This window comes from uncultured Acetatifactor sp. (genome assembly GCF_948601915.1).
Lineage (GTDB): Bacteria > Bacillota > Clostridia > Lachnospirales > Lachnospiraceae > Acetatifactor.
The window spans coordinates 1-25,168 of sequence record NZ_CAPDXS010000031.1 but is presented as its reverse complement, the minus strand read 5'-3'; the positions used below and the strand labels follow the sequence as shown (position 1 = coordinate 25,168).

Genomic DNA, 25,168 nt, shown 5'->3' with positions numbered 1-25,168 from the left:
AGAAATTTTGGGAAACTTAAAATATGCGGATAAAAATATTGGATATGTAAAACGGTATTTTATAATCCGCAGAATCTTTTAGAATAAGAGCGGAGCGCGCAAAATTCCTGCGGCAAAGAGAAGGAGTGGGATTCATGAGAGAAATCGGCGACACATTGTCGGATCTACGAAAGGAAAAAGGTCTGGGCCAGAAGGAACTGGCCTCTCTTCTGAACCTTTCTGTGGGAACCATCTCCAACTACGAGAACGGCGTACATGCTCCGGATCTGAACACGCTGTGCAGACTGGCGGAATTTTTTCATGTGACGACGGATTATCTGCTGGGGCGCACGGAGTACCGCTGCCCTCCGGAAATCCTGAGCCGCTATGTGGCCCTGGACTACACCGCCCAGGACATCGTCAATACCGTCCTGTCCCTGGATGCGGGAGCCCAGGCCACCGTTGTGGATTTCGTGAAATACATGAAGCATCTGCACTCGGTGAAGTCCTCCCGCAATCAGGCTTCTATATGGTAGAAATTCAGGGTGGCGATCACCATGTAGATCATCGTGAACAGCCCGAGGAACAGATCCATAATCCCCAGGGCCATCAGCCCGCCTCCCACGGCCATGCCCATGATGGCACCCATCACGCCTGCGCCTGCGGCCATGCTCAGGAGGAGCATCTGTACCAGTTGTCTGGCCGTGGTGCCCAGGGCGCTGCCTGTGACGATCTGGGCCACCGCAAGGGAGTACAGCTTCCCCGCTGACATCAGGATATAGAAAAGGATGCAGAGCAGGGCCTCGGGCAGGGCAAGGCCCATGACCAGGGCGCAGGGCGCTGTCATGATGCAGCCGTTTATCAGGGCCTGTACATGCTGCATCAGGGTAGCGGCCATCAGCTTCCGGAAGGGGCTGTCCGGCAGCAGGTAGGTATAGGGGGATTTCAGCTCTTTTGCCCATTTCCCGCCGAAGCCCGTGAAGATGAAGATCATATACGCAGCCACCACAGGCAGCACGAAGACCCGGTAGGGCTCCAGCCCGCCGAAGCTGCCCTCTTTTTCATACAGGTATGCCAGCGCCGCGCCTGCCAGGACGGCGACGATGGTGTTGATGTCGAAGATGAAATATCTGCTTTTCTTGTACTCCAGCAGTTGTCTGTAGAACAGGGCGCTGGCTCCATGGCCCCGCCATCGGATCCGGGCCTTGCCGAACTTTTCCTTTTTGCCCAGCCTCTTGACATTGCCCTGCCTGCGGCTCTCCAGGACTTCCTCGTAGTCCTCCGCGAACTTCATGGCGTCCTCGTAGAATCCCCCCTTGCAGTCCATCCGCCATGCCGCCGCCACTACGGCGGCTAACAGCAGCCCATAGCAGGCCGTCCCGGCCACGTTCACCGCTGTGGCCCCCGTGAACAGGAGATGCACTGCCGCGATATACCAGCCGATGAACGGCACCATCTGGATCATGTCGCTGTGCAGGAAACGGGACACGGTGTCCATGCTGAGGCCCTCCTGAAGGTACATATATACTGCCATTCCAAGAAGGATGATTACAAGACTGTAGGCCACCTTGATCATCATGCCGCGCTGCCTTTCCCGGAACTTCTCCGAGCCGTAGAGGAGGAGCATGATGCCGGCCTCCAGGAGATTTTCGATGAAAACGGAAAATACGAAATACACCGCCAGGCGCCAGCCCTCCACATGGAACAGGACGCCGCCGCAGACCACGGCGAAGAGGTTCAGCAGGACCTGCACCAGCAGGGTCTTCAGATGGGCGTATATCAGCACCCGCTTCGGGCCGACCGGGGCGGGAAAGAGGAAGTGCACGTCGCTGTGGCGGTACACCAGCCCCCTGCGCTTTGCGTAGGCAATCAGATTGGCCGGGAGGAGCCAGAAGCTCAGCACGGTCAGGACGCCTGCCATGTCCCGGGCGGAGTCCAGGCCCGTCCCCTGCATGATCACCTTCAGGGAGGCGGGGACCGCCAGGAAGTAGAACAGCAGCAGGGCCAGATACAGATAGGTCACAGGCTTTTTCAGGGCCATTTTCGTCCGGTTGATCAATGTCCTTTTATAGAGATATCCTATTGCTCCCATGTCTGCCTCCCGTCTTCCCGGGTACGGTCCTGGCCTGTGACGGAGAAGTAGAGATCCTCCAGGTCCTCATTGGCCAGAGCCTCCCTGGCGTAGGTTCCCAGGATATGCCCCTTGTCCATCACGAAGGTCACGTCCCACAGCTCCTTCACCATCTCCAGCATATGAGTGCTGATCAGCACCGTTGCGCCCTGGTCCTTCAGCTCCAGGATCTGTGCCTTCAGCTCCTTGATGGCCGCCGGATCCAGGCCCACCATGGGCTCGTCCAGCAGGATTACCTTCGGCCGGACGAGCAGGGCGCAGCAGATGCTGACCTTCTGCATCATCCCCTTGGAGAGCTCGCTGCCCAGCTTATCCTGCTTGTCGTCAAGCTCGAACCGCCGTAAGAGGGAAGCGGCCTCTTCCTCCGAAAGGGGGATTCCGTAGGCCCTGCTGATGAATTCCAGATGCTCCCGCACGGTGAGGGCCTCGTACATATAGGGGAGCTCCGGCACGTAGGCGAAGGATCTCTTTGCCTCCATGGTATGGGAATCCTGCCCCTGGATGCGGATTGTGCCCTTGAACCGCAAAAGCCCCGCGATGCTCTTGATGACAGTGGACTTCCCCGCCCCGTTGGGGCCCAGCAGTATCCCAATCCTCCCGTCCGGCACGGTGAAGCCGATGTCGTCCGCGGCCAGGGTCTTTCCGTATTTTTTGGATAGATGTATGACTTCCAGCATAAGTTCCCGTCCTCCTTTTACAGCAATGTGACGCCGCCCAGCCCCAGCAGCACGGCAGTGAGGTACAGCAGAGCCAGATGCACAGGGTAGAAGGCGTAGAAGAAATATTTCATCTTAAGCCCCCGTCTGCCATTGTACAGGGCGATGGGGATGACGGCGAAGAAAGCCGGGAGCTCCGTGAGGCTCATGACGGACAGTACCACGCAGCCCGCCGCCATGGACAGCGCCCTGCGCCTGCGCAGCAGGTACATCACCGCGATGGTCAGTACCCCCATTCCGGCATAGTCCGTGCGCAGGAGCTCCGCCGCAATCATGCACAGCGCCAGCGCCGTCATGTCGGCACAGACCGTCTGGAGCCTGCGCAGGCCCCGGCGCATCCCATAGAAGAAATAGCCCGTGACAGCCGCGCCCGCCGCGAGCGTGCAGAGGAGGACGCGGTTTTCAAAGGCGAGGGGATCCAGCAGATCGCTGATCGGCAGATAGATGACGGGGAGAATCGCGCCTGAGGCGAGGAAGGCCATCCGCAAGGGCGCGGGCAGATCCTTCTCCGGCTCCTTCGAGACCTTCTCGAAGAATACGAAAGCGCAGAGGGCCAGCAGGCCGAGCAGCAGCGTGAAGTATACGTTCTGATATTCCAGATTTGACGCCTGGCCGCATATGGCTAGGTTAAAGGGTATCTCTGAGATTAGGGCGAACATCCCCAGACGCAGGGCATACTTTTTAACGTTCTTGGTCCGCTGGAACCCCTCCGCCAGCAGGAAGCAGAAAATGGGGAAGCCCAGCCGCCCGATGTCCCGCATGAGATAGTAGGCGCTGTACAGGAGCGTGTGTTCCTGCTCCCAGGCCAGGGCAGTTCCGGCAGCCTGGGCCGTCTGTATGCCGGAAATCAGGTATCTGATAAGCACTGTCGCCGCGGCGTGGTCAATCAGCATGGCGATGACGGCGATGATTTTGATGGTGCTGCCGCTGAGTCCGCCTTTCCCGGCGGGCCGGATGGTTTCCTTTTGTGTATTTTCCATGGAAAAACGCCTTTCTGTTGTATGGTTCTAATCATACAATAAACGCTGTACAGGAATCTGTCAATAGGAATCCTTCATAGAAAAGATTTTATCGGGTGGAGAAAATCGTCCCAGCTTATTGACAATCGTTCTCTTTTGGGGGAAAATAAAGAGAAATGGTTTCAAAGAAAGGATGGTCAGAATGACAAAGATAGATGTGGTTTCAGGATTTTTGGGGGCGGGGAAGACGACCCTGATCAAGAAGCTTTTACAGGAGGCACTGGACGGCAGCAAGACCGTGCTGATCGAGAACGAGTTCGGGGAGATCGGCATCGACGGGGGATTCCTGAAGGAGGCCGGAATCGAGATCAAGGAGATGAACTCCGGCTGTATCTGCTGCTCTTTGGTGGGGGATTTCGGAGCTTCCTTAAAGGAAGTCATCGAGACCTACGCGCCGGAGCGCATCCTGATCGAGCCCTCCGGGGTGGGGAAGCTTTCGGATGTGCTCCGGGCCGTGGAGGACGTGGCGGCGGATCTGGACGTGCAGGTGAACAGCGCCGTGGCGGTGGTGGACGCCTCCAAGGCGAAGATGTATATCAAGAACTTCGGTGAATTCTTCATCAATCAGATCGAGTACGCGGGGACGATTATCTTGAGCAGGACGGACAAGGCGGATGCCGCCAAGGTGCAGGAGTGCGTGAGGCTGATTAGGGAGCACAATGACAAGGCTACGATCATCACCACGCCTCTGGCGCAGTTGGAGGGCAGGGCCGTGCTGGAGACCATAGAGGGGGCGGATACCCTGGCGGATATGATGAAGGAGATGCTGGAGCACGCCAAGGAGGAGCATGAGCATCACCATCATGAAGAGGGCGAGTGCTGTGGGCATGGGCATCATCACCATGAAGAGGGCGAGTGCTGTGGCCATGGGCATCATCACCATGAAGAGGGGGAATGCTGCGAGCACGGACATCACCATGACCATGACGGGGAGGAATGCTGCGGCCATGGGCACCATCACCATGAAGAAGGGGGATGCTGCGAGCACGGGCATCATCATCACCATGACCATGATGGGGAGGAATGCTGCGGTCATGAGCACCATCATGAAGAGGGCGAGAGCTGCGGCCACGGGCATCATCACCATGAGGAGGGCGAGAGCTGCGGCCATGGGCATCACCATGACGGGGAAGAGAGCTGCGGCCACGGGTATCACCATGACCATGCTGGTGAGGAATGCTGTGAGCATGGACACCATCACGATGGAGAGTGCCACGAGCATCACCATGACCACGATGGACACTGCGGCTGCGGCCATAATCATCATGACCACCACGGCCACCACCATGCCGATGAAGTGTTCACCAGTTGGGGCAAGGAGTCTCCCGCAAAGTTCACCGCAGCCCGCATCGAGAGCATACTGACCGCCTTGGACAGCGGCGAGTACGGCGCCATCCTGCGGGCAAAGGGCATGGTCCCCGCCGAGGACGGCACCTGGATCTACTTCGACTATGTGCCCGGGGAGCATGGCGTCAGGACGGGAAAGCCGGATGTCACCGGTAAATACTGCGTGATCGGCGCACAGCTCAGAGAGGACAGGCTGGAGGAGCTGTTCCGGGCATGACCCTGGGGAAACGGATAGTTTGAGACGCACAGGCTGCGGAAGCGGCTGGGAGGATGCCCTGCGGAAACATTGCCCGCGGAGGGCGTCCTTGCCGGGAGCCGGGGACGGGGCCTGTGTCTGCATGAGCCCGCCAGGCCGGGCAGATGGGAGCGAAGATGAAGCCTGTATATATGATTAACGGATTTTTGGAGAGCGGCAAGACGGAGTTCATCTCCTTCACGCTGGCGCAGAATTATTTCCAGATCAAGGGGAAGACCCTGCTGATCCTCTGCGAGGAAGGGGAGAACGAATACGACCCGGCCCTTTTGAAGAAGAGCCGCACAGAGGTGGAGCTGATTGAAAACGAGGAGGATTTCAACCCGGCCCATCTGACGGATCTGGAGAAGCTCCACAAGCCGGAGCGCATCGTCATCGAGTTCAACGGCATGTGGAATTTCAAGAACGTGAAGCTTCCCTGGTACTGGAAGACCGAGCAGCAGATCACCATGATCGACGGCTCCACATTCCCCATGTATTATACGAACATGCGTTCCCTTCTGGCAGAGATGATCCGGAAGTCGGAGATGATTGTCTTCAACCGCTGCGACACCGTGCGCGACCAGTTGAATTCCTACAAGAGGAACATCAAGGCGGTGAACCCCACCGCGGACGTGATCTTCGAGGATGCCCAGGGGGAGATAGACGAGATTTTCGAGGAAGATCTGCCCTACGACCTGAGTCAGGAGACCATCGTGCTGGACAACCAGGGCTATGGCATCTGGTATCTGGATTCTATGGACCATCTGGAGCGGTATGTGGGCAAGAAGATTCAGTTCGTGGCCATGGTGCTGAAGCCGGAGGAGTTCCCTGAGGGGTATTTCGTGCCCGGCCGTCTGGCCATGACCTGCTGCGCGGACGACATGTCCTTTCTGGGCTATGCCTGCAAGTTCGAGGGGGCGGCGGCCTTGAAGCAGAAGGAGTGGGTGAAGGTGACGGCCACGGTGGCGAAGGAGTACTGGGAGGACTACAAGGGGGAGGGCCCCATGCTGCACGCGGTTGCAGTGGAGAAGACGAAGGCTCCCAGGGAGGCGATCATCAGCTTCTCCTGAGGACGTAGAGAGCAGGGCAGCTCTGGGGACAGGGACATGCCCGATAGAAATATCCCCGAAGGAGAGGATTTTCGGAGATGGAAAGAAAGCATTCGGACGAGAAGGAAATTCATCAATTGAGGAACCGGTTCCGGGATCTGGCAGAAAAGTCCTTTCGGCAGGGCATCTATACCTTCACAGGCTTCCTGGGCCTGAGTGAGCAGGATGTCTTCTGGCAGGAGGCGGGAAAGTTGTCCCATGCCGGATACAGGCTGGAGGGCGGCTGCCAGGCGGCGGACAGGGTGGTGGTGCGCTTCGGGAGCCCGGAGGAGCTGGGGTACGAGGTGCCGTTCCCCATCGTCTGCGTCCATATACGGCCTCTCGCGCAGAAGTTCGCGGACGACCTGTCCCACAGGGATTTCCTGGGGGCCCTGATGAACTTAGGCATAGAGCGCAGCACCATCGGCGACATCAAGGTGGGGGAGAGGGAGGCCTATCTGTTCTGCCTGGACCCCATCGCGGGATTCATCTGCGAGAACTTAAGCCAGGTGCGGCACACCCATGTAAAGTGCAGCCTGACGGAAAGCCCGGCGGACATTCCGCAGGAGGAGCCCCTATCCGTCAGCATCCAGGTGCAGTCCTTCCGGGTGGACGCGGTGCTGGCGAAGGTCTATAACATGTCCCGGGAGAAGAGCCTGGAGCTATTCCGGGCGGGAAAGGTATACGTAGACGGCCGCCTGTGCGGGAACAACGCACGCCAGCTCAAATGCGGGGAGACCGTGAACGCCAGGGGCTACGGAAAGTTCATGCTGGCGGGGGAACCCAGGGAGACGAAGAAGGGAAAGCTGGCTGTGGAGGTGTCTCTGTACCGCTAGCATGTGAGGAACCGAGGAGTGTATATGTATTCTTATACGATTGTGCAATGGCTGTTCTTTTTCTATTTTTACTGCTTCGTGGGGTGGTGCATCGAATCCGCCTACGTATCCGTGAGGACCAGGAAGCTGACCAACCGGGGCTTTATGAGAGGGCCTTTCCTGCCCCTGTACGGGAGCGGGGCCATCATGATGCTGGTGGTGTCCATGCCCTTCCAGGACAATATCCTCATGGTCTACGCGGCGGGCTGCGTCGGCGCTACGGTGCTGGAGTATGTCACCGGCGTCACCATGGAGGCGCTGTTCAAGGTGCGGTACTGGGACTATACCAAGAATAAATTCAACTTCCAGGGGCATATCTGCCTGGGCACCTCCCTGTCCTGGGGGTTCCTGACGATCCTCATGACAGAGGTGGTGCATGTGCCCGTGGAGCGCATGACACTCTCCATACCGGACATGACGTTGAAGGCGGTGACAGGCGTCCTCACCGTCTATATCGCGGCGGACTTCGCGCTGTCCTTCAAGGCGGCCATCGACCTGCGGGATGTGCTGGTGAAGATGGAGAAGGTCAAGGAGGAGATGGTCCATATCCAGAAGCGCCTGGATGTGGTCATCGCGCTGACCGGCCAGGAAATGGGCAACTACAGGGCGGCACTGGCCGAGAGCGCCAGCACCGCCAGGGAGGAATGGGCCGAGAGCATGGCCATGCACATAGAGGACATCCGAGCCGGCATCGAGCGGAAGCTGGAGCAGCTAAAGGCCCTGATGCCCACATGGGGCGCGGAGCAGAAGGAGGATATGGGCGAGGAGATCCTGAATCTGCGGACGAAATACGCCATCAAGCTGGAGGACAGGAAGCGCCTGGGAAGGCTAAAGGATTTCTTCCAGAGGGACCTCATCCGCTCCAACCCCGGGATGACATCCGTGAAGTTCAGGGAGGCTTTAGAGGAGCTGAAGAGGCGGACTTTCGGGAAGGAAGACTGAATGGCGTTTTGATGCATGGGACCTGCCGCTGATTTACCGGCTTCTCCGGGATGGCTTGGAAATCCCGGGGGAGCCGCGTCCGGAGCTGAGACAGCGAAATCATAAAGCAGCCCCGGAGAGGAGTGCCGTATTGTAGATATTTGTCGACGGAACGGGTATTTATACTGCTTAACGATTTCACTTGCCGTGAAACCAGACTGCATAACGCTGACTGGTTCAATCGCTTGATTGCATTAGGCAGTATTCAGCGTTATGCAGTATATGTAAAATGATGTACCTGATATCATTAGAGCAGGAAGACTACAGATAAAAAACCGCTCAGATGATTCGTTCCATTTGTCTGATTCCATAAGCCGACAGGCAGACAGATCGGACGGACGGCAAAGAGAGAATCGAAAAAACGTGGTGGGGAGAATAGAGATTGCCTGCATACGATACAGATGAAATCAGGATATCCCTCCCGGATATCCTTCAGACGATTTGGGAGCTGCGCGTCCCGGCCATATTGCTTGCGGCGATTGGCGGCATCCTTGGATTTATGTTTTCGGCCGCCCGGCCGGTTTCTTATACCACAACGGCGTCCATGATTGTGACGGCGAAGACGCCTTCCGGCCTGTATCAGGACGAAAACTCCACGCCGGGGACAGCGGATTTCGCGATAGCCCGGAATCTCTCCGCCTATGTGCAGTTCCTGGCGACTACGGATTTGGTGCTGAACCAGGTGGCGGAAGAGAGGGGAGCTTCCGGCGAAGAAGCCGAAAGCATGGTTGCTGCCCTGCAGGCAGGCATCAAGGCTTCGCAGGTTGACGGGACCACGGCCCTGGTAATCTCTCTTTCCTGGAAGGATGCGCATCAGGCGCAGGAGCTTTTGGATTCTCTCATGCAGGTGCTTCCCGGCGTGATGCTGGAACTGTTGGACATTGGGGCAGTCGATGTTGTGGACGAGGCGGGGCAGGCTAAAAGGGACAGCGGCCGGGGAGGGCAGGCTCTTTATCCGTTGATTGGAATGGCTGGGGGCTTTGCCATCATCTGTGCCATAAGTGTCATATACAGCATTCAGCATCCCAGAGTAAGGGATGAGAGAAGCCTGAAGGACTGCGGCGTGGAGCTCCTGGGCAGGATTCCGAGGCTGAAGACGAAGGATAAGGGCGAGAATGCCGCATACCTTGACGCTGTTTTTCCCATGGAAAGCCCGGCAGGAGAGGAAGGCAGGGAGCAGGGCAAGGGCAGCAGGGAATGCAGCGACGCAGAAAAGAACCGCGGTTCATATGTCCGCCTTGCAGCCGTGCTGCGCCATGAACTGGAACATGACCCGAAGAAGATAATAGCGGTGGCGTCAGCCGATTCGGGAGAGGGAAAGACCACTGTGGCATACAATCTGGCGCTTTCCATGCAGGAAACGGGCTGCAGGGTCCTTCTCCTGGACTGCGACTTACGGCACGGCTCGCTCTATCAATATGTGAAAGAGCATAAGGAGTACGATGGGGACAAAAGGGAGCCGAGGGACGGCAGTCTGAGGAAATATGTGGAGCGGCTGGACAGCGGGGTGCACACTGTCGTCGGCTTTGCGAGACAGAAAATACTTCGCGGGGAAGGAGAGCTGGCCGCGGCCATTCGGGAGCTGGCGGATGAGTATGGAGTCGTCCTGATTGACACGTCTGCCATACGGCTTTATCCGGATATGCTGCAGATGGGGAAACTGGCGGACGGAGTGCTGCTGGTGGTACGGAAGGATATGGCGACGGTGGGTGCGTTGTATGAGGCAGTGAAGGAACTGACTGCGGCGGGAATCCACATTGTTGGCGGGGTGCTGAACTGTGTTTAGACAGGCGGAGATTACGGCCATGGTTTGTTGGTGGCTATGTTTTTTGATGTCGTGGGTAGCGGAAGTCGTCCTTTCGTGTTTGTCCGGTCTGACGGGTAATGTATATGTTCGGTGATTAAATCTTGCGCACAAACCGGATAAACGGCATGACTTGCTGTGTATTATGGCTGGCAGGAATTAAATGACGTTTATATGAGATATTAAAAAGGCCGGATAGAAACTGGATTTAACTGTTTCTGTATCTGGCTTTCTTTTTTCTCTATTAACAAAAATGAGGCAGAAGATTCTCGATCGGGTGCTGGCGGGTCAGCTGGTACAACAGGAAAAATGGAGATATCTTAAAGAAATCTTAAACAATTCCCCTGTTTTTTGTTAATCGCTGTTTTGTTAGAATGGGGTTCATGAGGATCATGATTTTCATACTGCAGACCGCCGAAATATACTGTGGGAAAATGAACAAAAGTATCTTGTCGACGGTCTGCAGTCGGGACTCGCGGCAAGTTTTGCTGGCGTGAAGTATCTATTGAGGGAAGGGCATGCGGCTATGTACAACATTTTGATCTGTGACGATGAGCGGGATATCGTGAATGCGCTGAAAATTTATCTGAATGACGCCAACTACGCGCTGCTCGAGGCATTCGACGGCAGGGAGGCGCTGAAGATCGTGGGGGAGCGGGACATCCACCTGGTGCTGATGGACATCATGATGCCGGAGATGGACGGCATCGAGGCCATGGTGAAGATCCGGGAGAGGAGCAATGTGCCCGTGATCCTGCTGACGGCCAAGTCCGAGGACGCGGACAAGATTCTGGGGCTGACGGTGGGGGCGGACGATTATATCACCAAGCCCTTCAATCCGGTGGAGGTGTCCGCCAGGGTGCGCTCCCAGTTGCGCAGGTACATGCAGCTTGGCGCCGGGAGCATGCGCCAGGAGGTGCTGCGCTGCGGGGGAATCGAGTTGGACGACACGGAGAAGAAGGTGCTGCTGGATGGGGAAGAGGTGGCGCTGACGCCCACGGAATATGAGATTTTAAAGCTCCTGATGCAGCATCCGGGCAAGGTCTTCTCGCCCAGGGAAATCTATCAGAAGATATGGAACGACCTGCCCTACGGCAGCGAGAACACGGTGGCGGTGCATATCCGGCATATCCGGGAGAAGCTGGAGATCAATCCGGCGGAGCCCAGGTATCTGAAGGTGGTGTGGGGGCAGGGCTATAAGTGCGAGAAGTTCTGTTGAGGACAGCATTGCGGACGCGGGCGGTATGGCAGGACGCGCGGCAATGTCCCCGGGGACGCATGGGCCAGCGGGACGGCTTTTTTGGAAGCTGCCGGGGAGCCGGGAGCGGCTTTTGTGGGATAGGCCCCTGGCCGGGATAGAGGAGGAGCGTATATGGAAGAGCAAAACAGGATAGAGGACAGGACGGAAGAGATGGAGACGGAAGAGAGGGGGACGGAACAGGCGAGGGAATGGCTTGAGACAGACCCGGAGGCAGAAGGGGAAGCGGAAGGCATAGATAGAAAAACGATGAAATATAAACGAAAGAAAGATAATTCCCGGACTGGAAAAGATATGCGGAATCAGGACAGTGGAAAGAGCGGCAGATTCCGCCTGACAGGCTGTCTGGGGGCGAAGATCGTCGCTTTTTTCCTGCTGGCCCTGTCGGGAATCATCGGTTTCTGGGGGCTGATAGGCTGTGTCTATATGGCGGAGTCCGGATTTTATGAGGGAAGCCTGACGGATGTGCTGGGCAGAGAGCTCCAAAGCCCCAGCAGTACGGCGATGTTTGAGGTGGTCGGGTATATCGAGCAGGGCGATATCATGGAAGCGAAGGCCTACTGCAGGGAGCGGAACGTCGGTGTGGAACTGATTCAGGAGGACGCGGAGGGGAAGGAAAGGGTCGTCTGGAGCACATGGGACGGAGATGATACGAAATATATGACAGAGATGTATCTGAGGCTGGAGCTGCGGCAGGATAATGTCTCGGTGGACGGGGCCAGGCTGCAGGACGGTGAGGAGTATCTGGTCCGGGCCCATGTGGATTCCGGCTTTCCCATAGAGGACAATTTCCGCAGGCTGGCCGAGACGGTCACCAGGGTATACGATGCCAGGTTCGTGCTGATCGGTGTGACGGCAGCGGCCATCTTCCTCTGTATCCTGCTGTTCGTGTTCCTGATGTGCGGCGCGGGACATCAGAACGGACGGGAGGGCGTCGTGCCCGGGGTGCTGGCGGCGATACCGCTTGACGTGCTGACCCTCGTATTTGGCTTCGGGACAGTTCTGGTGGGCTTTGCGGGGCTGAATGTGGCGAGGAACCTGAGTACCGTGACGGAAATGGTGGCGCTCTCTTTGATGGGCTCGCTGCTGGCAGTCTGGGGGACGATGTACTGCATGGAAGTCGCCGTGCGCCTGAAGCGGGGAAAGTGCTTCCGCTACAGCGTGATTTACTGGGTGCTCCGGGGGTGCTTCCGGGCGTGCCGGTTCCTGGGGAGAGGGTTCCTGTCGCTGCTGCGGGACCTGCCGCTGGTGCTGACAGTAGTGGCTGCCTATCTGGGGCTGTGCATGCTGGAGCTCATCATCCTTATAATGGCCAGCAGGGCAGGAGAGATGGCCAGTGTGCTGTGGCTTATGGAAAAGGCGGCGCTGTTCGTGGTCGTGGTGTATGTGGCTCTGGCCTGCCGGAAGCTTCTGAAGGCGGGAGAGGCGCTGGCCGAGGGGCAGGGGGATTACAAGGTGGACACTTCCCGGCTGGTCTGGGGCTTTAAGGAGCACGGGGAGGATCTGAACAGCCTGGGCCAGGGAATCTCCAGGGCCGTGGCGGAGCGCATGCGCAGCGAGCGCCTGAAGACGGAGCTGATTACCAATGTGTCCCATGATTTGAAGACACCATTGACTTCAATCATCAATTATGCGGATCTGATCTGGGAGGAGGCCGCAGGGGGCGGAATGCATGGCGCCGGAATGAACAATGTCCACAGGGGTTCCCGGGAGGATGGCGTTGGGAGCATCGGGAAAGCGGAAGAGGGCTCCGTGGATGCGGAGAACGGAAAAGCCTGCGGCCGGGAAGGACAGGACGGCCAGGGAGCCGACGCGGAGGAGCAGCACGGGAAAGCGGTGGACGGCCACGTTCCGGACATGTCCAGAGTCACGGAATATGCGGAGGTGCTGCTGCGCCAGTCCAGGCGGCTGAAGAAGCTGCTGGAGGATCTGCTGGAGGCTTCCAAGGCCACCACGGGGAACCTGGAGGTGAACCTGGAGCCCTGCGAGGTGGGGGTGCTCCTCTCCCAGGCGGTGGGCGAGTACCAGCAGAGGATGGAGGAGAAGCGGCTGAATCTGATTGTGCGCCAGCCTGAGGAGACAGACCGCATCATGGCGGACGGACGGCATCTGTGGCGGGTGTTCGACAATCTGTTGAATAATATCTGTAAATACGCGCAGGAGGATTCCAGGGTGTACTTAAGCGTGGAGGAGCGGGAGGGGGATGTGACGATCATCTTCCGGAATATGTCCAAATATCCGCTGGACATCTCCACGGAGGAGCTGGAGGAGCGGTTCGTGCGGGGCGACAGATCCAGGCATATGGAGGGCAACGGCCTGGGCCTGTCCATCGCAAAGAGCCTGGTGGAGCTCCAGGGCGGCAGGATGGAGATTACGATTGACGGGGATCTGTTCAAGGTGACGCTGCGGTTTGGGGCAATCTGACATCAATTTTATCCCGAGGCACACTCGAATAGCCTGTGAGGGCAATCTGGGATAGTCCCAGAAAGGGAATAGACTAAGTTCAAATGACCTTGTAGAGAGGAAATATCCTTTCTATGAGGTCATTTCTCGTTATAGGGATAGAGAGAGTCTTGAAAACAGTGGGATTGCAGTGATTGAGGTGTTAATACGGTTTGCATCAGCTGGGGAGTAATCTTGTGTATTTTGCTTTTTGTTTGTTTTTGGGAGAAATGGGCATAGGATATACGGGATTGCCTTTAGAGGATAATCGGGGTTGCCCCTGGACATATTGAAAATTATCAGGCAGGCTTTTGTAGATAGATTCAGAAGCCTGCTAATTTTTTACCGAAATTCTGCAGTACAGGCGTTTTTTAAGAAATTATAAACTGAATTCGCTGTAAGGATAAGAAGGCTGTATAAGAAAGAAACAGAAGAAATTTTTCCTTTTTTGAAAAAGCACTTTACTTTTTGCCAGGAATTAGGAATAATAGAATAAGATGTCGAGAAGATATTTAATGGGCTAAGGGAAGTCTGCTCTTAAAGGGATAACTTTTAAAGGAGAAAAGCAATATGGCATTGAACTTCAAGCAATTCCTCAATGAGCTTATTATTTTTTTGGATGAGGAGGAGACAGAACAAAAAAAGCGCTATTATAGTGCTATAGATATTGAAGATATGGACGAAGCAACAGCAGTAACTCTTGATGCAAGAGGCAAAATCCAACAGTTAAGAAAGTGGATTGAAGATTTGCATCGTATAAATTCCGAGATTGAAAGTTCATGGATGGCATGTAAGATGACGGCACAGCTACTGGATGCCGAAGACAGGGAAGAGATTGACTTAACACAGTATGTGACACTGTTCTCATCAGAAAATACTGATAGAAGGGCAGATAAATTAGAAGGTGATGATGTCACAAAGCTAGAACCGGGCAAAATCGAACAAGAAGACAATGAAATTGCGGATGCGCAAACAACAATGCTTCCAGGAGGATTTTACTTATTTGAAAAGTACTATGAGATGGAAGACTGGAAGGATGTTATTGGAATAATATGTGAGACAATGATTTTAAAAAAACCTTATAAAATGGCGCATTTAGGAATAAAGGAGCAATATATGCTTTCAGGCAATCCGATATTAAGTTTGGAAGAACAACAGGTTCAGGCAGGCAAAAAATTATCTAATGGGTTTTATGTGGAGACTAGTGGGGATGCTAATGATTTGAGGATGCGTTGTGAATATATACTTTCAGAATGTGGTTTTGATTCTGATGTGCTTCAAATTAGATGATGGAGGATGAACAATGGACGAAATCAAAATGTTAGAGGATATTTTAGAAAAGAAAACTAAAGAACTAAGCAAAAAAGACAGAGAAGATGTAGTTGAAGCCTTGTCGCAATTAGCTATAAAGAATCATGATTATGATGAAATACTAAGATATTTGTATAAATTCCATTATTCTGTGAGTGGTGATTTTTTTGACAAGCTTTCAAAGGTTGTAGTCGATGAAAAAGTGCTTAACATGGTAGAAGCGATGATAAGTAGCAGTCAATTTAAGGCAGATAGGACATATTATAAAGAATTATCTGCGATGCTTGCTCTTGCGACTAAAGGAAAGTATCAGATTTCATTTTCTATTCTAAGTGGTATATTAAAAAAGTCCGATAAAGGTGGTTTTTTTGCAGATGGATGCCTAAAAAATTTTAAGTCTCTTATAGTGGATAAAAATGGAATGCAGTATATAGAGAAAATATATGAAGGAATTGAAAAAAGAGAAATTAAATACGCTGAATTGGATAAAATGCGATTGGACAGATTTTTAAAAACTATAGAAGACCAGAATAATTTAAATAATAATAAAGCAAGGAAAATACAGCAGAATGAGATAGTGGAGAAAGAGGAAAATCAACACAAAAAATCGCCAAAAGAAAGTATAGTTGATGAAAATGATATCAAGAAAAAGGATTCCTTGGAGGAAAATACATTTTTTAAAGTTGATGACACGGAAAGCGCGATTAAACGAATTGATAAAGCGCAAAAAGAGATTCTTGTAAAGATGCAAGTCCTAACTGAGAACCGGTTATGCATTGAAGCGCTGACAGCAGCACTCGCACAACGAGATGAAGAAATGCTGTTGATGAACCGTAGAATAGCTGAAAGAGAAAATAAGATTTTATCACTTATAAATGAGGATAAAGAAAAGGAAATAGAGCTTACAAACCAAAAACAACAAATAGATGACTTGACAGAACGTTTAAGAAAGTCTATGCAGATGGATGATATATCTAAAAAGCAGGAAATACTGACTCTTAAAAATGATATTTCAGAAGCGCTTAAACTAGATTATGAGGATTTTGTGAAAAGCAAGGAAAAGCCATACGAAGAGGATTTGTTTGAAGCCTATCGTTCCACTTTATCAAGAATATTCAAGCTGTTGAAAAGATTCGGCATTGATTGCCAGTGAGGATTATTAGTTTATGGACAAGGGGAGTTTTATCGGTATAAATTTTGGAACTACGAATACATCTGTAGTTCAGCTACTAAATGATGAGCAGGGTATTCGGTGCATTAACTTGGGGGAAGAAGGAGAATATCCCTTTTCTTCCGTTGTAGCAATCCCGAAAAATAAAGGTGCCTTAAAATTTGGACGAGAAGTTCGCAATCATCGAGAACAGTTGTCTTCTGAGTATGAGATATTTACTTCGATGAAAACATATCTCGGAACAGATAAAGAATTTATAATTGGTTCCAAGCGGTACTCTGCAACTGATATTACCTCAGAATTTTTGAAATCGATTAAAGAATATATAGTTCGTGTTCATGGCATAGAGATTAAAGAAGCAGGTTTTTCTTTTCCAGTAAACTTTACACCTGAGGCACGTCGTGAATTGCGTGTTGCTGCTGAAAGAGCCAGAATAAGTGTGAAAAGTTTTGTGGCTGAATCGACAGCTGCATATTTTTCGACTCGTAAATATGGGCAGGCTTATTCAAAGGTTATGGTTCTTGATTGGGGAGGCGGTACATTCGATATCAGTATTTTGGAATTAAAGAAGAATTCTGTTTCAGAAATATCGATTTTTGGAGAACAAGTAGGTGGAGATGATATTGATATTGAATTGGCAAAGCATGTACACGCTGAAATTGTGAAAAAAGCGGGAAAGGGATGGAATACTTCTTTTGACGATATGGATTCGGCGAGCCGCGATCTTTTAGTAGCACGTTGTGAACGTGCTAAAATTGAGATTTCTGAGACAGATGACGACTATGATTTAACGGTATATGGCTATGGTGAATATGGGACAAAAAGTTTGACTCTAAGCATAGAGTGGTTTTATGGCATAGTAGAGCCGATTATTAGAAGCCGAATATTGAAGGCGATAGATATTGCTCTTGGTAAGGCTAATCTAACACCTATAGGGATTGAGGCTGTTGTTATTGTTGGGGGAAGCAGCAATTTGACATCATATGAAAAGGCTATTATGCATGTTTTTGCAGATGCTGATATTATTCTTCCAGATAAGCCACAGTGGTCAACCGCAGAGGGCGCTGCGCTCATGCAGATAATTGGAGGTAATTTTAAACTAAACGATTCCCTTGGGGTATTTTTAAGTGATGGGTCGGTTTTTCCAATTTTTAAGGCTAGTAATGATGGGGTAGGCTCAAAGATAGAAGCTATAACATTTTCCCTTACAGAAGATGCCAAGGATGCTCATTTTATATTTACGAATGGTGATGGAAGCACTATATTTGAAAGAGTCAATATACCGACAAAAGGATTTCTTTATGAGCAGATTACGCTGAGCGCTGAAATAGAGGAGGATCAAATAGCTAGAGTCAGAATACATAACCCAAGTATGGGCAATTTAAAAAGCAATCCAGAACTGCAGGTTGATATTAATCAATTGACGTTTCATTATGACATCAGTGAAATAGACTAGTAAAATCAGGTAAAGGGCAATGAAGACAAATATTACTATAGCCAGCAATATTTTTAATCGTACAAATACTAACATCCGCTACGATACTGCATTTGTGGAGCAGGTAAGGGGGAAAGTGGCTTTACAGAGACTGAAGAATCAATATGGCAGCTTAGCGGACGGAATAAAGCTTTCTGACTGGCAGGAAAAAATGTGTTCAAAGGGGAATTCTTGTTCGTATGCAAAAAATGAGGAAGCAACACACGGAGTGATTCGAAAGGAAGGACGTCTGGTATGGGTAGGCAGATGTGAATACTCTGCATGCCCCAGATTTAGGCAGTGTAGCGAAACTTCCAATTTTGTGCGTACTTCCGTAACTAACCGTGTTGAAAATGATGATGCAGATGGCAAGATGCCGCTTAAATATGAATGGCTTGGAAATGTTGATTCTTTATTCCAGGATGATATATCAGAAGAACCAATATCAGAGGAAGCTATAGCGCCCAAACTTATCATTGAAGATATAAAATCATTTGCTACGAAAGATGTATATAAGAAAATTGATAGTCCTCTTTGTATTATTGAAGATGATATAGGCAGCAGGATATTGGTCAATGCTGCTCCTGGCAGTGGAAAAACTTATACTGTAATGAGACGGCTTGAGTATATAATCAGGAATTGCCTTGTTGAAGACCTATCTAAATTGCTAGTGCTTGTATATACAAATGCAGCTAAAGATGAGATTCTGGCACGCTTGGAGGCTGGAGTGTCAGATGGTACATTATCTTATGCTGCGAGAAATATCGATGTATGTACTTTTGATTCTTTAGCGACAAGCTATTTAGTTGCGATAGAGGAACAGTTTACAGTTCTCGACTATAATGCAAGAATAAGATTGTTCAATGAGAAATTCCTCAAAGAAAACTTTTCAAATTTTGAATATGTCATAGTGGATGAACTACAGGATCTCGTTAATGAACGAGCGGAGATGGTGCTGAATATCCTGGGGGCTTTGGAGGGAGGTTACCTTTTGCTGGGGGACAAATGTCAAGCCATATATGACTATGAAAGTCACGACGGAGCCAGCATAAATTCAGTGGAATTTTATAAAAAACTTGGCAGAATAATGCCTGTTGATGTTAAAAAATACGAATTAATAGGTAATCAAAGGCAAAGTAGAAGTCTTGCCATTATTTCTAATCGAATTAGACATGCATTATTAAGTCATAATGCAGCGAGAGCTAATAGCATAATAGCAGAGGAGATTCGACGAATTGAATTGAAAGGCGCTGTAGAACAAATTGATTTCAGTACAATTAAGGGTAAGACTGCCATTTTGTGTCGTAATAATGGAGAGGCGGAATACGTGAGCCATTTACTTAATAAGGAGAAGGTACCTCATATCCTTTTACGCAGTGGGGGAAATATTATATCGTTGCATCGTTTTATGGCGGACTGTTTTTGGGATTATCATGGTGTTGTAATGACGAGAAAAGAGTTTTCGAATCGTTACTGTGAAAGAGTGGCAGATGACAGGGATGTAGCATCTGAAATTTTTGATGTATTATCTGAAGCAGCATATGAAGATGTGAAAGAAGCAGTTGAGATTGAGAAACTGGTGCAGGTTATGAGCGATGAATCCGTTCGGCTTCCTGCGGTACTGACAAATGGAAAAAGTGACAAACTTACGGTTTCTACCATACATAAGGCAAAAGGACGTGAATTCGACACGGTATATCTTATAGACAATGGTTTCAGGCCCTCAGAAGATAATACAGAGGAGTCACGAGTTTGGTATGTTGGCTGTACACGTGCGAAAAGTAATTTATATAAGTTGAGCAGAGAGAATGTTGAATTAAGTCGATCTATGACATGCAATGCCCGGTGGATGCAGTTAAAAGGAAAGAGAGTTAAATGGACGAAGCAACTTATGAAACACTGTAGCAATGTCGTTTTGGGTTTACCTATGGATATTGACGAATCAGGATTTGTAATTGGAGATTTTTCTAGTGCGCTGCAGAGACAGGAATATATCGCTGAAAAAATAAAAAAAGGAGATGATGTCGAAATAGTATTCTCGGATAGAAGGTATCAAATTAGGCATATGGGGGTGATAGTGGGCTATCTGGCATATAATATGCATGAGCAACTGTACGGAGTGGTTCGCGAAAGATATCCTGGATCAAAACCGCCTATGCGTCTGGAACCTGTTTATGTGGCTGATATTGTAACAATCATACCAAGGCATTTTCCTGATGGGGTCGATGCCTATTATAGGGAATCTCGATTTTGGCTGGGATTGAAATTGACAGGTTTTCCTAAAATTGACTGGTTTTATGAGTAACGAAAAATGTGCTTGAATGATAGTAGGCATATGGTCATAGGATAAGAAGAGTTAGGGATGGGATATGGAGAAAGGGTATAAGGATTACTATGATGCGGTAGGGGATATATATTCATTTTTGAAGCGGGATTTGATTGGTCCTGTGGACGAAGAAGAAATTTTAGACAATGTGGAGCCTTTGAATACATATGTGAGTGGGATATTGTGGCCTTTGAGGGCTGAAGAATCCAAATTTGGCAAGGAAGAAGAGGAAGACGGGATAGTAATGGCTCGTATGGAAGATGGAGAGGAGGTCGAAGACATCGTTGCTTCTGCGGATGACTGTATACACAATTCGAATCTCTATAAACCCACATCAATGGGAATTTCATTGAGATTGCCGAAATCTGCCAATACTCTAGCGATTCGATTTTCTGGGGCAAAATATATCCATGAAGAACAGAAACGAGAGAGGCGCTTGATACATCGTTTTGTAAGAATGCCATTTTTGATAGAAACGAATACAAAGGTTAACTCGACTCCAGGAACACGGAAAGTTCTTGAGAATGATGAGTTGGGATTTGAATTATTTCTGACAGTAAGACATGTCTTGAAAGATGAAAGCAAGTTGGTAACTATTACTGCGCAGAATACAGTGAAAGCAAATCAAAAAAATATAAATCAAAGCACCGGTGCCATTTTTCAATGTAAATTGGAGATTTTTTCATCTAAAGCGTTACAGCCGATTTACCAAAGTAATTCTGATATAAATGACGTGGAAGAACAAATTGTGTGCATGCAGTATCGCAAGGTCATGAATTTTGCATGTGGTCATGGCTGCTCGGTGTTCTATTCTGAAAGACAGGGAGAGGTTTTTGAGGTATCGAGCAGCTTTTTACCGATAGAGCGTGTGTATCAAATGATGCCTGGGGAAGTCAGAAATGGAAAAATTTTGAGTTTGGCTTACTGGGACACAGCAATGCGTGTAGATGCTTGTAAGAAATTGAAAGAGTTTGTCTCGGAATATGCAGTATGGAGAGAGCATCAAAAGGATAAAACCAAAGAATTGTCAGAAGATAAACTTCGCGATGCTGGACGGACAGTAATAAGTCGGATTGATGAATGCATTTTAAGACTGAAAAAAGGAATTAATTTATTGGAAAAAAATGATGACGCATGGAAAGCATTTTGCCTAATGAACCGTTCCATGCTGCTTCAGCGTGTTAGGACAAAGCGGATGGTTGCGGGAGATGTAAAATGGTATCCGTTTCAGCTGGCTTATATTTTGCAGATTATTCCTGACATTGTAGATGCTGAAAGCGAGTTTAGGGATGATGTAGACCTTTTATGGTTTCCAACAGGTGGAGGAAAAACAGAAGCTTATTTTGGGGTGGCTTCTTTTACGATTTTTTATAGGCGTTTAACCGAAAAAACTATTTCGGGAGGAGTTACTGTTATTATGCGGTATACACTCAGGCTACTAACAATTCAACAGTTTGAGAGGGCTGCGGCTTTGATATGTGCATGTGAATATATTCGCAGAGTGGAGGGGCTTGGTGGTGATGAGATAAATATTGGCTTGTGGATTGGAAACAGCATGACCCCTAACAGAATCATGCAGGCACAGGAGGTTATACGAAAGCTTAGGGATAATCCACATGAGAACATATATGATGGGAATCCGGTTCAGGTCACAAGATGTCCTTGGTGCGGTAGAAAAATCGATTTAAATGGGTATGAGATAACAAATCAGGGACTGACTATTCGCTGTGCAGACAACCCGGACTGTGAATTTCATAATAGAGTGCCGATATATCTAGTCGATGAGGACATATATCGTGTGCGCCCAACTCTATTGATTAGCACAATCGATAAATTTGCCCGAATCGCATGGGAGGAGAATTCCCGTTATTTGTTTGGAGAAGGAGTTTTGCCTCCGGAACTCATTATTCAAGATGAATTGCACTTGATTTCTGGCCCATTAGGATCTTTGGCTGGAATTTACGAAATCGCAATAGATTATTTATGTGAAAGAAGCGGTAAACGTCCTAAAATAATTGCATCAACCGCAACGGTAAAGAATGCAGGAGAGCAGATTAAGAATCTTTATAATAGAAAAAGTATACAATTCCCTCCTGCCGGAATTGGCTATGATGATTCCTTTTTTGCCATAAAAGCAGATGCTGATAAGAGGCCTGCGCGTACATATATAGGACTTTGTGAAATGGGTGGAAGTATTGCGGACTTATTTATACGTGTGTATGCGGTTCTGTTTTTTGTAAAAGTATTGTTCATTAAGCAGGGAAGAGATGAAAACGTTGTAGACCAATATTTTACAACGGTTGGGTATTTTAATGCACTTAGAGACCTTGGAGCGACTTCTACCATTATTCAAGATCGTATATATACACATATCCGCAATTTGATTGCCCGAACATTCTGGAAAGAAGCGGATATATATAGAATTAAGCCAGCGGATGTGAAGGTTTTTGAGTATTCTGAGTTGACAAGCCGGAAAGCATCGAGAGAGATTAAAGATACGCTTGAGCAGCTCATGCTTAAGTATAATGAGCCTGGCTGCTATTCTTATGTCCTTTCATCTAATATGCTTTCAGTAGGAATCGATATTGACCGACTTGGTGTTATGACAGTTTATAATCAACCAAAGAGTAATGCTGAATATATTCAGGCAACGAGTCGTGTGGGGAGGCAATGCCCAGGGGTGGTGCTGACAATGTATAATAATATGCGATCAAGAGATAAGTCTCATTATGAACAATTTGGATATTACCACAAATCTTTTTATCGATATGTTGAAGCTACAAGTGTTACACCTTTCTCCTTAAGGGCAATGGAAAAAGCGTTACATTGCATTTTTGTGGCATTAGTGCGATTGACAATTCCATCGTTAGCTGGAAATGACACAGCAAGATATTTCAGTAGTGATAATTTGGAGATTCAGAGAATTCAGGATTATATTACAAAGCGGGTTGCAGAAATAATGCCCTCAAATGTTGAATCGGCTGTTGAGATGCTACATAATTTTTCGCAGGACTGGGAGGAAGCTGCAGCAGAAAATCGTAATACATTGTGCTATAAGGGTTACAATGAATCTCCGAGCCTTTTGGCCTCAGCGGAGGAAGGCTCGGAGCCGGGAATTCCCAAAATCTTGAACTCGCTTAGAAATGTTGATTATTCTGTGAACATATATTTCAGGAGGTGAGCTTTATGCCACGTATATTCGGGAAAAAGCAAAGAGCAGAGATTGCAGGAGAAGTACGGCAGTGTCAATTGCTTTCAACATTTGGCATTGGCTCGATTATTGACTTTGTGCAGGATACTGTTATGGTGGCAGGCACGGACAATTGGGATTCTGATGAAGATTGGGAAGTACGGCGGCTTTTCAATAATAATCTGCAAATGATAACTGGGGTGGAATACTTTCTTGCACCCAAAACAGCAGTTAATGTAAACTTTATTAAGAGCCAGGACATAGAATCATTCATATTTCCAAGAAAACTTTATTGCCCTGTCTGCAAACATATTATTGATGCTGGGGAATTAAGAAATCAGCGAAGAAAACATAGATGCTTTATGCCAAGTGAGTCAAAAACGAATAAGCCTTGTGGAGGGCATCTTGTCGCATCACGATTTGTTATTGTGTGTCCAAACGGACATATAGAAGATTTTCCGTATTCATGGTGGGTACATCACGGTAAGGAATGTACAAAAAGCAAGAATCCACGTATTACTATGTTTAATATCGACAACAGAAGTGACATTGACAGTCTGTTTGTTAAATGTGACGACTGCCAAGCATGGCGTAGTATGGCAAATGCATTCTCGAAGAATGCATTTGCTGGCGAAAATGGATATAGATGTTCTGGAAGATATCCCCATCTTGGTAAGGACTATCAATCTGAATGCAATGAAACAATGACTGCCAGGCTTCGTTCCTCTTCAAGTGTTTATTTCCCGGTAGCTATCAGTGCTCTTACAATTCCGCCTTGGAGCAGGGAGGAGATACAGCTTGTCGAAGCTGAATATGGTGAACTGACAGCATGGTCTCGATATGGTGATCAGGCAATGTTGGATTTTATAAATAGAAGAATCCTATCCAGAGTAAAGAAGTCTTGTACTGCCACCGATTTGTTAGCTGCGTACAAGCTTGTAAAGGAACAGAAGAATTCTGCAAAGGTACAGTCAGAAGCAGATATATTAGCAGCCGAATATGATGTGTTATGTAGAGAAATGGTTAATGAGGATGAATATGTTGCTTGTGAGGTAAGGGTGCCAGATGATTTTGAACGATATTTCGACTCCATAACAGTCATAGATAAGCTTACGGTTATTAATGCATTGATAGGCTTTACGCGTGTCAGCCCTTGGAATGGTGAATTGCGGAGTGGCTGCCTGGCACCGCTATCTGTAGTGAAGAAAAATTGGCTACCAGCTGTGAAACAGCTTGGTGAGGGCATTTTTTTTAAATTTAATCAGGATGTTCTTTCAGCCTGGGTAGAGTTGGTAGGGGATAGATACCAGGATATGGAAATGGAATTGGCGGAATCCTTTTTGGAAAATACAAGATTTTCCCCGCAATATGTCGCACTACATACTTTTGCGCATTTATTGATTAGGCAACTTGCTAACGACTGTGGCTATAGTGCATCTTCTATTAAGGAGAAAATCTATAGTACATATATGGATGACTCGGACAGGCCTAAAATGGCAGGAGTATTGATTTACCTTGCTGTGGCAGATTCAGAAGGCAGTCTTGGAGGGCTGATAAGTATTGCAAGTGATTCTGAACGTATGCGAATAGTATTGAAAAATATGCTTCGAAAAGCACAATGGTGTAGCGCGGATCCATTCTGCAGCAATGCAAGAAAGCAGGGTTTTCATTCGTTAAACTATGCAGCTTGTCATGACTGTGTATTGCTTCCTGAAACATCATGTGAATTTAGAAATGTGCTGCTTGATCGTGTAGCCATAGTTGGCATGCCGGAAAATTTGTCATTAGGACTTATGGGGGAGGCTATTATGTCCATGATAG

At 49.1% G+C, this 25,168-nt stretch carries 17 protein-coding genes; 14 read left to right on the top strand and 3 right to left on the bottom strand.

Going from position 1 to position 25,168, the window contains the following annotated elements:
* The first annotated feature begins 134 nt into the window (after positions 1-134).
* Positions 135-515, top strand: coding sequence for a helix-turn-helix domain-containing protein (locus Q2B33_RS07365; RefSeq protein WP_300565148.1), 381 nt, complete (start codon positions 135-137; stop codon positions 513-515).
* Here the strand turns inward: Q2B33_RS07365 and Q2B33_RS07360 are convergent.
* Genes Q2B33_RS07360 through Q2B33_RS07350 form a run of 3 tightly spaced genes read right to left on the bottom strand, consistent with a single transcriptional unit; the run spans position 497 to position 3,806 of the window.
* Positions 497-2,071: a putative ABC exporter domain-containing protein gene (locus Q2B33_RS07360; protein WP_300565146.1), complete on the bottom strand. Its 1,575-nt coding sequence runs from the start codon at positions 2,069-2,071 to the stop codon at positions 497-499. The two genes, Q2B33_RS07365 and Q2B33_RS07360, sit on opposite strands and share 19 nt — an antisense overlap.
* Positions 2,059-2,787 carry an ABC transporter ATP-binding protein gene (locus tag Q2B33_RS07355; protein ID WP_300565144.1) on the bottom strand — a complete coding sequence of 243 codons (729 nt, stop codon included), beginning with the start codon at positions 2,785-2,787 and terminating at the stop codon, positions 2,059-2,061. The genes Q2B33_RS07360 and Q2B33_RS07355 overlap by 13 nt, the downstream gene beginning before the upstream one ends.
* A 17-nt stretch (positions 2,788-2,804) precedes the next feature.
* The gene (locus Q2B33_RS07350) at positions 2,805-3,806 is read right to left on the bottom strand and encodes a TraX family protein (protein WP_300565142.1); all 1,002 of its coding nucleotides are present in this window, start codon (positions 3,804-3,806) and stop codon (positions 2,805-2,807) included.
* A gap of 181 nt (positions 3,807-3,987) precedes the next feature.
* Here Q2B33_RS07350 and Q2B33_RS07345 point away from each other — a divergent pair, with 181 nt between their 5' ends.
* The 13 genes from Q2B33_RS07345 to drmB form a co-directional block, all read left to right on the top strand.
* Positions 3,988-5,409: a CobW family GTP-binding protein gene (locus Q2B33_RS07345; RefSeq protein ID WP_300565140.1), complete on the top strand. Its 1,422-nt coding sequence runs from the start codon at positions 3,988-3,990 to the stop codon at positions 5,407-5,409.
* A 155-nt stretch (positions 5,410-5,564) separates the two neighbouring features.
* Positions 5,565-6,497 (top strand): GTP-binding protein, encoded by a 933-nt coding sequence (locus tag Q2B33_RS07340; protein WP_300565138.1) that lies wholly within the window; start codon positions 5,565-5,567, stop codon positions 6,495-6,497.
* 77 nt (positions 6,498-6,574) lie between these two features.
* Entirely contained in the window at positions 6,575-7,351 is a 777-nt protein-coding gene (locus tag Q2B33_RS07335; protein ID WP_300565136.1) for a YlmH/Sll1252 family protein, read from the top strand.
* Between the two features lie 24 nt (positions 7,352-7,375).
* On the top strand, positions 7,376-8,332 hold the full coding sequence (locus Q2B33_RS07330) for a hypothetical protein (protein ID WP_300767662.1): 957 nt from the start codon (positions 7,376-7,378) through the stop codon (positions 8,330-8,332).
* Positions 8,333-8,753: 421 nt separating this feature from the next.
* A complete protein-coding gene (locus Q2B33_RS07325) occupies positions 8,754-10,157 on the top strand; it encodes a polysaccharide biosynthesis tyrosine autokinase (protein WP_300781878.1) in 1,404 nt (467 codons plus the stop codon).
* Between the two features lie 544 nt (positions 10,158-10,701).
* Positions 10,702-11,394, top strand: coding sequence for a response regulator transcription factor (locus Q2B33_RS07320; protein WP_300781876.1), 693 nt, complete (start codon positions 10,702-10,704; stop codon positions 11,392-11,394).
* Between the two features lie 153 nt (positions 11,395-11,547).
* Positions 11,548-13,857, top strand: coding sequence for a sensor histidine kinase KdpD (locus tag Q2B33_RS07315; protein WP_300781874.1), 2,310 nt, complete (start codon positions 11,548-11,550; stop codon positions 13,855-13,857).
* 588 nt (positions 13,858-14,445) lie between these two features.
* Positions 14,446-15,165, top strand: a complete 720-nt coding sequence (locus Q2B33_RS07310) for a hypothetical protein (protein WP_300781872.1) — start codon at positions 14,446-14,448, stop codon at positions 15,163-15,165.
* A gap of 13 nt (positions 15,166-15,178) precedes the next feature.
* Positions 15,179-16,339 carry a hypothetical protein gene (locus Q2B33_RS07305; RefSeq protein ID WP_300781870.1) on the top strand — a complete coding sequence of 387 codons (1,161 nt, stop codon included), beginning with the start codon at positions 15,179-15,181 and terminating at the stop codon, positions 16,337-16,339.
* A 13-nt stretch (positions 16,340-16,352) separates the two neighbouring features.
* Positions 16,353-17,813 (top strand): Hsp70 family protein, encoded by a 1,461-nt coding sequence (locus Q2B33_RS07300; protein ID WP_300781868.1) that lies wholly within the window; start codon positions 16,353-16,355, stop codon positions 17,811-17,813.
* Positions 17,814-17,832: 19 nt separating this feature from the next.
* On the top strand, positions 17,833-20,136 hold the full coding sequence (locus Q2B33_RS07295; protein ID WP_300781866.1) for a UvrD-helicase domain-containing protein: 2,304 nt from the start codon (positions 17,833-17,835) through the stop codon (positions 20,134-20,136).
* Between the two features lie 64 nt (positions 20,137-20,200).
* On the top strand, positions 20,201-23,338 hold the full coding sequence (locus Q2B33_RS07290) for a helicase-related protein (RefSeq protein ID WP_300781864.1): 3,138 nt from the start codon (positions 20,201-20,203) through the stop codon (positions 23,336-23,338).
* A gap of 5 nt (positions 23,339-23,343) precedes the next feature.
* Positions 23,344-25,168 (top strand): DUF1998 domain-containing protein (drmB, locus tag Q2B33_RS07285; protein WP_300913931.1); only part of this gene is annotated, 1,825 nt, incomplete at its 3' end.

Excerpts from the sequence above, each read along its gene's own strand:
- Q2B33_RS07295 (WP_300781866.1), top strand. The coding sequence starts at position 17,833 with ATGAAGACAAATATTACTATAGCCAGCAATATTTTTAATCGTACAAAT.
- Q2B33_RS07340 (WP_300565138.1), top strand. The coding sequence starts at position 5,565 with ATGAAGCCTGTATATATGATTAACGGATTTTTGGAGAGCGGCAAGACG.
- Q2B33_RS07360 (WP_300565146.1), bottom strand. The coding sequence starts at position 2,071 with ATGGGAGCAATAGGATATCTCTATAAAAGGACATTGATCAACCGGACG.
- Q2B33_RS07365 (WP_300565148.1), top strand. The coding sequence starts at position 135 with ATGAGAGAAATCGGCGACACATTGTCGGATCTACGAAAGGAAAAAGGT.
- Q2B33_RS07350 (WP_300565142.1), bottom strand. The coding sequence starts at position 3,806 with ATGGAAAATACACAAAAGGAAACCATCCGGCCCGCCGGGAAAGGCGGA.
- Q2B33_RS07315 (WP_300781874.1), top strand. The coding sequence starts at position 11,548 with ATGGAAGAGCAAAACAGGATAGAGGACAGGACGGAAGAGATGGAGACG.
- Q2B33_RS07335 (WP_300565136.1), top strand. The coding sequence starts at position 6,575 with ATGGAAAGAAAGCATTCGGACGAGAAGGAAATTCATCAATTGAGGAAC.
- Q2B33_RS07320 (WP_300781876.1), top strand. The coding sequence starts at position 10,702 with ATGTACAACATTTTGATCTGTGACGATGAGCGGGATATCGTGAATGCG.
- Q2B33_RS07345 (WP_300565140.1), top strand. The coding sequence starts at position 3,988 with ATGACAAAGATAGATGTGGTTTCAGGATTTTTGGGGGCGGGGAAGACG.
- Q2B33_RS07330 (WP_300767662.1), top strand. The coding sequence starts at position 7,376 with ATGTATTCTTATACGATTGTGCAATGGCTGTTCTTTTTCTATTTTTAC.
- Q2B33_RS07290 (WP_300781864.1), top strand. The coding sequence starts at position 20,201 with ATGGAGAAAGGGTATAAGGATTACTATGATGCGGTAGGGGATATATAT.
- Q2B33_RS07305 (WP_300781870.1), top strand. The coding sequence starts at position 15,179 with ATGGACGAAATCAAAATGTTAGAGGATATTTTAGAAAAGAAAACTAAA.
- Q2B33_RS07310 (WP_300781872.1), top strand. The coding sequence starts at position 14,446 with ATGGCATTGAACTTCAAGCAATTCCTCAATGAGCTTATTATTTTTTTG.
- Q2B33_RS07300 (WP_300781868.1), top strand. The coding sequence starts at position 16,353 with ATGGACAAGGGGAGTTTTATCGGTATAAATTTTGGAACTACGAATACA.
- Q2B33_RS07355 (WP_300565144.1), bottom strand. The coding sequence starts at position 2,787 with ATGCTGGAAGTCATACATCTATCCAAAAAATACGGAAAGACCCTGGCC.